General features: G+C 74.7%; 7 protein-coding genes. 5 read left to right on the forward strand and 2 right to left on the reverse strand.

From position 1 onward, the window contains the following. Positions 1–263: 263 nt before the first annotated feature. From MID12_RS13340 to MID12_RS13350, 3 genes are all read left to right on the forward strand, one after another. The gene (locus MID12_RS13340) at positions 264–875 is read left to right on the forward strand and encodes a hypothetical protein (protein WP_040250271.1); all 612 of its coding nucleotides are present in this window, start codon (positions 264–266) and stop codon (positions 873–875) included. 136 nt (positions 876–1,011) lie between these two features. Continuing rightward, entirely contained in the window at positions 1,012–3,057 is a 2,046-nt protein-coding gene (locus MID12_RS13345; RefSeq protein WP_040250273.1) for an SPFH domain-containing protein, read from the forward strand. Positions 3,058–3,121: 64 nt separating this feature from the next. After that, positions 3,122–8,227, forward strand: a complete 5,106-nt coding sequence (locus tag MID12_RS13350; protein ID WP_263167261.1) for a DNA repair ATPase — start codon at positions 3,122–3,124, stop codon at positions 8,225–8,227. Positions 8,228–8,247: 20 nt separating this feature from the next. Here the strand turns inward: MID12_RS13350 and MID12_RS13355 are convergent, their stop codons facing one another. Then, a complete protein-coding gene (locus MID12_RS13355) occupies positions 8,248–8,403 on the reverse strand; it encodes a GNAT family N-acetyltransferase (RefSeq protein WP_263167264.1) in 156 nt (51 codons plus the stop codon). 11 nt (positions 8,404–8,414) lie between these two features. After that, a complete protein-coding gene (locus MID12_RS13360) occupies positions 8,415–9,461 on the reverse strand; it encodes a LacI family DNA-binding transcriptional regulator (protein WP_263167267.1) in 1,047 nt (348 codons plus the stop codon). A 336-nt stretch (positions 9,462–9,797) separates the two neighbouring features. Here MID12_RS13360 and MID12_RS13365 point away from each other — a divergent pair, with 336 nt between their 5' ends. Next, positions 9,798–10,409, forward strand: coding sequence for a hypothetical protein (locus tag MID12_RS13365; RefSeq protein WP_263167270.1), 612 nt, complete (start codon positions 9,798–9,800; stop codon positions 10,407–10,409). Between the two features lie 189 nt (positions 10,410–10,598). Beyond that, entirely contained in the window at positions 10,599–11,963 is a 1,365-nt protein-coding gene (locus tag MID12_RS13370) for a cryptochrome/photolyase family protein (protein WP_263167272.1), read from the forward strand. Positions 11,964–12,069 lie beyond the last annotated feature (106 nt).

The following is a 12,069-nucleotide window of genomic DNA, read 5'->3' on the forward strand; positions in this document are numbered from 1 at the left end:
CTCGCTGTCACGCCCAACTCCCCAATCTTGACGGGCCGTTAACGCGCCTCTTGACGCCTCCCCTACGGTGACCCGGCATCCGGAGAGTAGTGAAGTCTGCCGGGTTCCGGCAATGCGGGGACCCTGCGGAGCCGGGCACAATGACGCCAGGGGAACACACGGGGGTGGCTCCGGTTCCGGACACCGGCAAGGTGTCCGTACCGGGGCCCGGAGATGCCTCCTGCCCTCCTGACCGGAGGCGCGGGAGAGGACCGGGGGCTGGGATGCGGACGTTCGTCGAGACCGCCGCGGGCTTTCCGACCATCCTGTTCACCGCCGCCCTGGTGGTGGTGCTCGTCTTCTGGGTCCTGGTGGCCGTCGGCGTCGGCGAGGCCGAGAGCTTCGACGCGGACGCCGACTTCGGGGCCTGGGGCCTCGGCGGGGTGCCGGTCAGCATCGCCTTCTCGCTGCTGACCGCGCTGGCCTGGTTCCTGAGCCTGGCCTCCTCGCTGCTGATCGCGGACGCGGTACCGGCAGATGCGGGCACCGTACGGCTGCTCGGCGAACTCCTCGCCTCCGTACTGGCACTGCTCCTCGCCTGGCGGCTGACGAGGCTGCTCGTACGCCCCTTCGCCCGGCTCTTCCCCGACGAACCCGGGCCGTCCCGGCAGGACTTCCTCGGCCGGACCTGCACCATCCGCACCGGCCGGGTGGACGGCGCCTTCGGCCAGGCGGAGGTCGCCGCCGCGGACGGCTCCACCGCTCTCGTCCAGGTCCGGCAGACGGGCACCGACCCGCTGCGCCTGGGCAGCACCGGGCTGTTGTACGCCTACGACTCCACCGGGGAGTTCTTCTGGGTCGCCTCCTTCGAGGAGGCGCTCGACCCCCGGGACTGAGCGGCGCCGGCCGCCGGCACCGCACTCCCTCAGGTCCGCGAGGGCGCACGGCACGGGCTCCCACGGGGGGTGTCCGGGGCCGGGCCCGCCGCGCGGCCGCCCATGTCCACCTCCGCTTCAAGACCAAGGACCCGCCATGGATGCGCTCACCCTGGGCATCGGCGTACTCGCCGCCGTCGTCCTGCTCCTCGTCCTCGCCGTCTTCCTCGTCGTCAGCAGACTGTTCCGCAAGGTGGAGCAGGGCAAGGCGCTGATCGTCTCCAAGATGCGCAAGGTCGATGTGACCTTCACCGGGCAGGTCGTGCTGCCGGTGCTGCACAAGGCCGAGGTGATGGACATCTCGGTGAAGACCATCGACATCACCCGCAGCGGCCGGGACGGGCTGATCTGCCGCGACAACATCCGCGCCGACATCCGCATCTCCTTCTTCGTCCGGGTCAACAAGACCGTGGAGGACGTGGTGAAGGTGGCGCAGGCCATCGGCACCGCGCGGGCCAGCGACAAGGCCATCCTGCAGGAGCTGTTCAACGCCAAGTTCTCCGAGGCGCTGAAGACGGTCGGCAAGCAGATGGACTTCTCCGACCTCTACACCAAGCGCGACGAGCTGCGCGACCGCATCATCCAGGTCATCGGCACCGACCTCAACGGCTACAGCCTGGAGGACGCGGCGATCGACTACCTGGAGCAGACCCCGCTCGCCCAGCTGGACCCCTCCAACGTCCTGGACGCGCAGGGCATCCGCAAGATCACCGAGCTGACCGCGGTCGAGCACGTGCGCACCAACGAGTACCAGCGCAACGAGGAGAAGGAGATCACCCGGCAGAACGTCGACGCCCGGGAGGCCATCCTCGAACTCGAACGCCGCCAGGCCGACGCCGAGATCAAGCAGAAGCGCGAGATCGACACCGTACGTGCCCGCGAGGAGGCCGAGACCGCCCGCGTCGTCGAGGAGGAGCGGCTGCGCGCGCAGACCGCCTTCCTGCACACCGAGGAGCAGCTCGGCGTGCAGCGCGAGAACCAGGCCCGCGAGGTGGCCGTCGCCGCGAAGAACCGCGAGCGGGTCATCGCGGTGGAGAACGAGCGGATCGAGAAGGACCGCGTCCTGGAGGTCATCGCCCGCGACCGGGAGACCGAACTGACCCGGATCTCCGCCGAGAAGGAGGTCGAGGCCCAGAAGCGGGAGATCGCCGAGGTCGTACGGGAGCGGGTGGCCGTGGACCGCACGGTCGCCGAGCAGGAGGAGTCCATCAAGAAGCTGCGGGCCGTGGAGGAGGCCGAGCGGCAGCGGCAGGCGGTCGTCATCGCCGCCGAGGCCGAGGCGCAGGAGCGGCTGGTCAAGGACATCAAGGCGGCGGAGGCGGCCGAGCAGGCGGCCGCCCACCGCGCCGCCGAGGAACTCACCCTGGCCGAGGCCCGGTTGAAGTCCTCCGACCTCGACGCGCGGGCGAAGCTGCGGCTCGCCGAGGGCGTCCAGGCCGAGGCCGCGGCCGAGGGCCTCGCGCGGGTGCAGGTGCGCGAGAAGGAGGCGGACGCCATCGCGAAGACCGGCGAGGCCGAGGCCCGCGCCACCGAGGCGCGGCTGCGCGCGGAGGCCGAGGGGGCGCGCAGCCGGGCGCTCGCCGAGGCCGAGGGCGTCAGCAGCAGGCTCAAGGCGGAGGCGGCCGGACTCACCGAGAAGGCTGCGGCGATGGCCGCCCTCGACGAGGCCTCCCGCGGGCACGAGGAGTACCGGCTGCGCCTGGAGGCCGACAAGGAGGTCCGGCTCGCCGGTCTCGATGTGCAGCGGCAGGTCGCCGAGGCGCAGGCCGCGGTCCTCTCGACCGGCCTGGAGAACGCCGACATCAGCATCGTCGGCGGCGAGTCGGTCTTCTTCGACCGCCTGGTCGGCTCGGTCTCGCTGGGCAAGGGCGTGGACGCCTTCCTCGACAGCTCCCGGACCGCGCAGACCCTCGCGGGCCCCTGGCTGGACGGCACCGCCAGCTTCACCGAGGACCTCGGCCGCGTCCTCAGCGGTATCTCCACCGCCGATGTGCAGAACATGACGGTCTCCGCGCTCCTGCTGAAGCTGATGAAGTCCGGCGGCGCCGACTCCGGACGGCTGGACCAACTCCTCAAGCGTGCGGGCGAGTTGGGCCTGGCGGACATGCCGCTCGGCGAAGTCGGCGGCGCGGTGCGGAGCTGACTCCCCTGCCCGGGCCGCCGCGGGGGCGGCCCGGGCTCCCCGAGACGAAGGAAGGCTGGCCAGGATGGCACGGGGCACGGAACCCGCCGCGGACACCGGCAGGCAGGCGGACACCGGTACGCGATCCGGTACGGGTACGGAAGCGGGCGCGGGTACGGGTGCGGGCGCCGGTACGGGCGCGGGTACGGGTACGGGTACGGCGGCGCCTCCCGCACCGGACGCGGGCGCGGCCTCCGGAGAGGACACCGGCGCCTACGAGGTGCTGCGCGCCCGCCTCGACGCGGAGGCCGCCGAACTCGCGCGCCGCGCCGAGGAGTTGAACGAGCGCCGGACCGCCGAGTTCGGCGAGACCCGGCTCGCCCTCACCGGTACCGGCGACCTGCGCACCCCGGAGAACTGCGCCCCCGCCGACCTGGTGGCGGTCGGCGAGGCCCTGCTGCTCGGCCACCACGGCGCCCGGCGCGGCGGCGGCGACGCGGTCCCCGGCGACGTCTTCGCCCTCTACGACCGGCAGTTGGCGCCGCTGCCCGCCTCGGCGGTGCCCGGACTCCTCGACGACCCCGCCTTCGTACGGGAGTTCGCGGCCCTGCACCGCTACTTCCGGGGCACCCGGCTGCTGCGCCTGGTGCGCACCGAGGGCAGGCTGCTCGCGGTCTTCCGCACCGGCGAGGCGGCGGGCGACGTCCGGGTGCTGCGCTGGTCGCTCACCGCCACGGGCGAGGTCTCCTTCCTGGACGCCCAGGGCGAGCGCGACCAACTCCCCACCGAGCCCTACGACTTCACCTGGCAGGTGCCGGGCCGCGAGCACCATGTGCCGGGCCGCCACCCGCATGTCCGCGTCGAGGACCTGGTCTGGGTCGGCACCACCGGCGGCCTGCTCACCGTCAAGACCCGCGACGACACCACCGACCAGCGGGCCGAGTACAGCGAACCGGTCGAGGAGCCGCTCCAGTCGCTCGCCGACGCCGAGATCGCCTACGCCCGCGTCGGCGTCCTGCTGCTCCTCAAGGTGCGCCCCTACAAGGAGCGCGCCGACCGCCACCTGGTCTTCCACACCCTCACCGGCGAGGTGCTGCGGCTCGACGGCATCGGCCAGTCCTGCCGCCGCCTGCCCGAGGACCAGGGCATCGTCTTCCCCGGCGGATATGTGCTGGCCACCGGCGCCCACAAGGTCTTCGGCACCGGCACCGGCGACCTCCGCTTCGTCCGCCTGGTGCGCTCCCCCTACGGCGAGGACGTGCTCTACGTCTTCCGCGACGAGGAGCGCGGCCGCGAACTCCTGCTCCCCTACAACCTCATCCGCAAGCAGCTCGCCACCCCGCTGGAGTGCCACGGCCACGCCCTCTTCGACGACGGCACCCTGGTCACCTCGCGGGCCGCGGGCGAGGAGGGCGCCCGCGTCCACCCGGTGCAGCTGTGGCGCACGCCCTTCGTCGCGGACACCTTCGCCGCCGCCCGGCCCCCGGGCTCCGGGCCGCTCGCCCGGATCGGCAACGCCGACCTGGTGTCCGGCATCGCCGACTGCCTCTCGCTGACCCGCGCCGTCGCCGAGTCCTCGGGCACGGCCTCCGGCTACGAGGCGCTGGCCGCCGCCTGCACCGCCGCCGCGGACCGCCACCACTGGCTGGCCGAGCCCGAACTCGGCGCGCTCGCCGAGCCCTTGGAGCGGCTGCGGGCCACCGCCGGGCAGGTGCTCGCCGAGTTCGCGACCGTACGGGAGCTGACCCGGGAGGCCGCCGAGGCGCTCGCGGAGACCGAGCGGGAGATCACCGCGGTGGTGCGGCGGCTGCGCGGCGAGAGCCCGCGGGAGGCCACCGCCTGGGTCGACGGGCTGACCGCGCTGCGCCGCGCCCGCGGCCGCCTGCTGACGCTGAAGGACCTGCGCTACGCCGACCGCGCGCGCATCGCCGAACTCGACGCCCGCACCGAGGAGGACCTCGCCGGATTCGGCCGCCGCGCCACCGCCTCCCTCGCCCGCGCCGACGCCTTCGCCTCCGCGCACGCCGAACTCGCCGCCCTGGACGGGGAGATCGCGGCCGCGGCCACCGTCGCCGCCACCGAGCCGCTCGCCGCCCGCCTCGACGAACTCACCGCCGGGCTGCAGACGGTCACCGAGGTCCTCGCCTCCCTGGGCACCTCCGACGCCACCGTGCGCACCGCCGTCCTGGAGCGCCTCGCCGAGGTCTCCGCGGGGGTCAACCGCGGCCGGGCCGCCCTCGACGCCCGCCGCCGCGCCCTCGGCGATACCGAGCAACGGGCGGAGTTCGCCGCCGAGTTCGCCCTGCTCGGGCAGTCGGCGACGGCCGCGCTCGCCACCGCGCACACCCCCGAGGAGTGCGAGCAGCAGCTCGCCGGGATGCTCCTGCACGTGGAGAACCTGGAGTCCCGCTTCGCCTCCTCCGCGGACTTCCTCACCGAACTCGACGCCCAACGCACCGAGATCCACGAGGCCTTCTCGGCGCGCAAGCAGAGCCTCGCCGACGCCCGCGCCCGGCACGCCGCCCGGCTCGCCCAGAGCGCGGCCCGGGTCCTGGAGACCGTGGGCCGCCGCGCCTCGGCGCTCGGGAGCCCCGAGGAGGTGGCCACCTGGTTCGTCTCCGACCCGATGGCCGCCAAGGTCCGCCGCACCGCCGCCGAACTGCGCGAGCTGGGCGAGCAGGCCCGCGCCCAGGAACTCGACGGGCAGCTGGAGTCCGCCCGCCGGGCCGCCCTGCGCGCGGTCCGCGACCGCGGCGAGCTGGGCAGCGCGGGCGGCGCCCGAGTCCGCCTGGGCAGGCACCTGTTCGCGGTCAACTCGCAGCCGCTCGACCTGACCCTGGTGCCGCGGGAGGAGGGCCTCGTGCTCAGCCTCACCGGCACCGACTGGACCGCCCCCGTCACCGACCCGGACTTCCTCGCCACCCGGCACCTGTGGGACCGCCCGCTGCCCTCCGAGTCGCCCGCCGTCTACCGCGCCGAATACCTCGCGGTACGCCTCTTCGAGACCCACGGCCCCGCCGCGCTGGCCGCCGCCGACCTGCCCGGGCTCGCCCGCACCGCCGCCGAGGAGGCCTACGACGAGGGCTATGCGCGCGGGGTCCACGACCACGACGCGGCCCTGATCCTCGCCGCCCTGCTGCGGCTGCACGAGCAGGCGGGGGTGCTGCGCCACGAGCCCGCCGCCCGGGCCCGCGCCCAGCTCCACTGGGCGCACCGGACCACACCCGCCGAACGCGCGGACCTCACCCGCCGCGCCCGCTCGCTGGCCCGCGCCCGGGAGGCCTTCGGCCCCGGCCCGGCCCTCGACGACTTCCGCGGCGAACTCGCCGCGGCGATCCGCGCGGGGGAGGACGAGGAGGCGGCCCCGGGCGGCGAGGCGGGCGACGGCGCCGCGCGGGCCGCCGCGTACCTCTTCGAGGAGCTGACCGGCGGACCGGAGGGCTTCGTGCTCAGCGCCCGGGCCCGCACCCTCCTGGAGAAGTTCCGGCGCGGCCTCGGCACCGCGGCCTACGAGGAGGACCTGGCCGCACTCGACAAATTGACGGACCGTCACCAGCTGGTCGAGGCCTGGCTCTCCGCCTGGGCGCACAGCAGCGGCGAGGAGCTCACCCCCGGCGACCTCGCCGAGGCGGTGGCCGCCGAACTCTGCCCGGAGCTGGTACGGCACCCCGGCGACGCCCCGCTCACCGAGACGGTGACCGGGCTGCGCGGCGCCCATCCCCGCGTCGACGAGGGCGCCTTGCGGCTGCGTCTCGACGAACTCCTGGCCCGGGTGGGCGAGTTCACCGCCCGCGAGGTCCCCGAGTACCGGGCCTACCAGCGCCGCCGCACCCAACTCGTCGCCGGGGAACGGGAGAAGCTCCGCCTCGGCGAGTTCCGCCCGCGGGTGCTCTCCACCTTCGTCCGCGGCCGCCTGGTCGACGAGGTCTATCTCCCGCTGATCGGCGACAGCCTCGCCAAGCAGCTCGGCACGGTGGACGGCACCGGCGGCGCGGGCACCGGCGGCCTGCTGATGCTGGTCTCCCCGCCCGGCTACGGCAAGACCACCTTGCTGGAGTACGTCGCCGAACGCCTCGGCCTGGTCCTGGTGCGCATCAGCGGCCCCGCCCTCGGCGACGCGGTCACCTCCCTCGACCCGGCCGAGGCACCGGGCGCCGCGGCCCGCCAGGAGGTCGAGAAGATCAACTTCGCCCTGGCGGCGGGCAGCAACACCCTCCTGTACCTGGACGACATCCAGCACACCTCCCCGCGCTTCCTGGAGAAGTTCATCCCGCTGTGCGACGCCACCCGCCGTATCGAGGGCGTACGGGACGGCCGACCGCGCACCTACGACCTGCGCGGCAAGCGGTTCGCGGTCTGCATGGCCGGCAATCCGTACACCGCCTCGGGGGCGCGCTTCCAGGTCCCCGACATGCTCGCCAACCGCGCCGACGTCTGGAACCTCGGCGAGGTCCTCACCGGCAAGGAGGAGGTCTTCGCCCGCAGCTTCGTGGAGAACGCCCTCACCGCCCACCCGGTCCTCGCCCCGCTCGCCGAACGCGAGCGCACGGAGCTGGACCGGCTGCTGCGGCTGGCCTCGGGGAGCGCCGGTGGCCCCGGCGGGAGCGCGGGCGGCGGCCTCCCGGCGGATCCCGCCGCGGTGGACGCCCTCGCGGACGGGGCGGCGCTCTCGCTGCCGCCCGCCGAGGTGGAGCAGATCCTCGCCGTGCTGCGGCTGCTGCTGCGCGCCCGGGAGACGGTCCTCGCGGTCAACGGGGCCTATCTCTCCTCGGCCGTGCAGAGCGACGGGACCCGCAGCCTGCCGCCCTTCCAACTCCAGGGCTCGTACCGGAACATGAACAAGATCGCCCAGCGCATCCAGCCGGTGATGAACACCCGCGAACTCGACGCCCTCGTCGCCGACCACTACGCCGCCGAGGCCCAGACCCTCACCACCGGCGCCGAGGCCAACCTCCTGCGCCTGGCCGCCCTGCGCGGCACCCTCAGCCCCGAACAGGCCGCCCGCTGGGAGGAGTTGTGCACCGCCTGGCGGGCGCGCGGCCAAGGCGGGGACGGTGAACCGCTGGCCCGCGCGGTCGCCGCCCTGGACCAACTCGCCGACCGCCTCGCCGCCATCGAGTCGGTGCTGGGGCGGGCGATGGCGGGCGGAGGCTCAAGAAGGCGGGACACGGGGGCAGTTGACGGGTCCTGAGGCCGTACCGGATGCGAGCCTCAACCGGGCGGCGGGGCCGGGGACCACACGCCCATCCCCTGCTCGGCGCCCCACTCCTCGAACCGCCGGACCTCGGGGGAGCTGGACAGCGCGACGAACGCCGCACGGTCCCGGGCCTCGGGTGCCCGGAGCACCAGCCGCCCGGCCCTGATCACCGGTGCCTCCCTCACCCGGCCGGCACCGCCTCCCCGGCCCGCACCGGACCCGTCGACTGCCGGACCACCAGGGACAGCGGCAGCAGTACGGACTCGGCCGTCTCGTCCGCCGGGACGGGTGCGCGCAGGCGGGAGAGCAGGAGGCGGGCCGCCTGGGCGCCGCAGTCGTACTGGGGGACCCGGACCGTGGTCAGGGACGGGGTGAGCCGGTCCACGAAGGGCATGTCGTTGAAGCCGACGACGCTGAGGTCCTCGGGGCAGCGCAGTCCCCGGGCGGCCAGGGTCTCGAAGCAGCCGAGGGCCAGCAGGTCGTTGGCGGCCAGCAGGGCGGTGAACCCCGTTGCGGAGTCGAGGAGTTCGCCGGTGCAGCGGGCGCCCTCCTCGGTGCGGTAGGAGGTCGCGAGGGCGACCGGGCAGTGCGCCGCGTCGAGGCCGAGCGCCGCGGTCTCCCGGCGGAAGGCGTCGAGCCGGGCGGCTCCGGTGGGCGTGCCGGCGGGCCCCGCGAGGTGGGCGATGCGCCGGTGGCCGAGCGCGTGCAGATGGGCCACCGCCTGCCGGATGCCGTCCGTGTCGTCGCCCGCGACACCGGGGACGCACAGCACCGGCTCGACGCGGTTGACCAGGACCACCGGCACCCCGGCCGCGACCAGGGCGAGCACGACGGGGTCCGCACGCCGCGCCGAGGCCAGGATCAGCCCGTCGACCTGGCGGGCCCGCAGGCTCGCGACCTGGCGGCGCTCCCGCTCCGGGTCGTCGTCGGTGTTGGCGATCAGGACGTTGAAACCGGCCTCGGCCGCGACGTCCTCGATGCCCCGGATGATCGGCGGGAACAGCGGGTTGGCGATATCGGGGACCAGGGCGCCCAGCGACTGCGTACGGCTCGTCTTCAGGCTGCGGGCAAGGGAGTTGGGCACATAGCCGAGCTGTTCGGCGGCGTGCCGCACCCGGCGCGCGGTCGCCTCGTTCACCAGGTGCTCCATGTCCGGGTTCATGGCCCGCGAGGCCGTACCCGGGTGCACTCCGGCCATCCGGGCGATGTCGCGCAGGGTCGCGCCCACAACTGTTCTCCTTGCCGTCGAGGGTCCAGGACGTCAGGACCTCGGGGCACCCCCTGCCGCAACGTTTCGTCACCGCACGGCGACTCTCGGTCCCGTCCATATGCCGGACCAGCATGGCCGTTGCGGCGGTACCCGCGGCGGCTGAGCGCCGGGCCTGGCCGGGAGCTTTCGCGTGCTGGCTCGAATACCGCGCTTGTACTCCGGTTTCCGCCGGTTTCCGCTGCGCGGGGTGGGCGGCGCCCGCGGGTCACCGCGTCCGGGAGGGACCTGATGCGCCGGGTCCGCCTCTTCCACCCCCGCCCATAATGTCCCCATGACCAGCCAGGCCCCACCCTCATGACCAGCCAGGACCTGCCCTCCCCGGAGGAGCGGTCCCCGGACGAGCGGTCCCGGGACGAGCGGTCCCCGGAGTCCTCCTCCCGGGACCGGCGATCCGGGGATCCGCGATCCCAGGACCCCGCACCCCAGGACCCGCTGTCCCAGGACTCGCGATCCCAGTCCCGGCAGTCCCCGGACTCACCGTCCCGGGACCCGCGATCCCAGGATCGGCAACCCCAGGACCCGCTGTCCCCCGACTCACCACCCCAGGACCCGGCATCCCAGGACTCACCGCGCCGGGCCCCGGAGCCTCCCACCCCGCACTCCCCCGCTCCCAACACCCCGCTGGCCACCGGCATCCCCCTGGGCCTGGCCTGCGGAGTGGCCTTCGGGCTGACGCTCGGGCGGCTCGTCTTCGACGACACGATGCTCGGCCTCGGCCTCGGCATGGTGATCGGCCTGCTCTTCGGCGTCGCCTACGGCCAGACCCGGCAGAACACCCGGGACGCCGAGCGTCTCCGGAACGCCGGGAACACCGGGAACGCCCAGGAGACCGCCGCCCCGCACGAGCGGCCCGGCGAGGACGACTCCCACCCCGGCGCGGAACCCCCTCCCGGCCGACCCCACTGAGCCCTCCCGGCCGACCCCACCGAGCCTTCCCGGCCGACCCCACCGAGCCGCCCGGACCGCGAGACCGAGCCCACCCGGTCAGGTTCGGCCGACCCCGCTCCGGCGCGCCGCTCCCCCGCCGCCGCCCGGGCCGGAGGGACGATGGCAGGCCCTGCCCCGTTCGCGGGGCGCCCCTGCCCAGGAGCCCGAGTGACCACCGAGATCTGCCTGTTCACCGCGGACCTGCGGCTGCACGACAACCCGGTCCTGTACGCGGCCGTGCGCGGCGCCGACTCCGTCGTCCCCCTCTTCGTCTACGACCGCGGGGTGCGCGACGCCGGTTTCGCCGCCCCGAACCGGCGGGCCTTCCTCGCGGACTGCCTGGCCGACCTGGACGCCGGGCTGCGCGCCCGCGGCGGGCGCCTGGTGGTGCGCGAGGGCGAGGTGGTGCGCGAGGTGTGCGCCCTGGCCCGGCGCACCGGCGCGCGCGCCGTGCACGTGGCGGCGGGCAGCAGCGGCTACGCCCAGCGCCGCGAGGAGCGGCTGCGTAAAGCCCTGGAGGAGCAGGACCGGCGGCTGCACGTCCACGAGGCGGTGACCACCGTGCTGCCGCCGGGCGAGGTCCTCCCCCAGGGCAAGGACCACTTCGCCGTCTTCACCCCGTACTTCCGGCGCTGGACGGCGACCGCGCCGCGCGAGACCGTGCCGCTGCCGCGCTCCGTGCACGTACCGGACAGCGCCGTCTCGCACCGCCTCGAAGACCGCGCGGACGTCTCCGGCACCTCCCCCGGCCTCGCCAGGGGCGGCGAGAAGGAGGCGCGGCGCAGGCTCACCCGCTGGCTCGGCGAACCGCTCGACGGCTACGCCGAGCACGCCGACGAACTGGACGGCGCCCCCACCTCCCGCCTCTCCCCGCACCTGCACTTCGGCACCCTCTCGCCGATCGAAGTGGCCGCGCGCGCACGGGAGTCGGGCTCGCCGGGCGCGGAGCCCTTCGTACGGCAGGTGGCCTGGCGGGACTTCAACCACCAGGTGCTCGCCGCCCGGCCGGCCGCCGCGCACGAGGACTACCGCCCGCGGCAGGACCGGTGGCGCCGCGCGGCGGAGGAGGCCGAGGCCTGGCGGGCGGGCCGTACCGGCTTCCCGGTGGTCGACGCGGCGATGCGGCAGCTGCGGCACGAGGGCTGGATGCCGGGCCGCGCCCGCCTGCTGGTCGCGAGCTTCTTCAGCAAGACGCTCTACCTCGACTGGCGCGTCGGCGCCCGGCACTTCCTGGACCTCCTGGTGGACGGCGATGTGGCCAACAACCAGCTCAACTGGCAGTGGGCGGCCGGCACCGGCACCGACACCCGCCCGGGCCGCGTCCTCAACCCGCTGACCCAGTCCCAGCGCTTCGACCCGGACGGCTCCTACGTACGGCGCTGGGTGCCCGAACTCGGGGAGCTGCGGCGGCCCGCGGTGCACGAACCCTGGCGGCTGAGCGGCGCCGAGCGCTCCCGCCTGGACTACCCGGAGCCGCTGGTCGACCTCTCCGAGGGGCTGGCCCGCTTCCGCCGCGCCCGCGGCCTGGACTGAGGCACGGCGCGGCAGGATCGCCCGGGGCCCCTCCCCGCCATTCGCGTTACTTGTCGTGTCGTCGCCCGAATAGGCCGTGACCGAGCGTGAGGGGCCGCGTTGTAGG

The sequence above is a fragment of the Streptomyces sp. SCSIO ZS0520 genome (assembly GCF_025643355.1).
Taxonomy (GTDB): domain Bacteria; phylum Actinomycetota; class Actinomycetes; order Streptomycetales; family Streptomycetaceae; genus Streptomyces; species Streptomyces physcomitrii.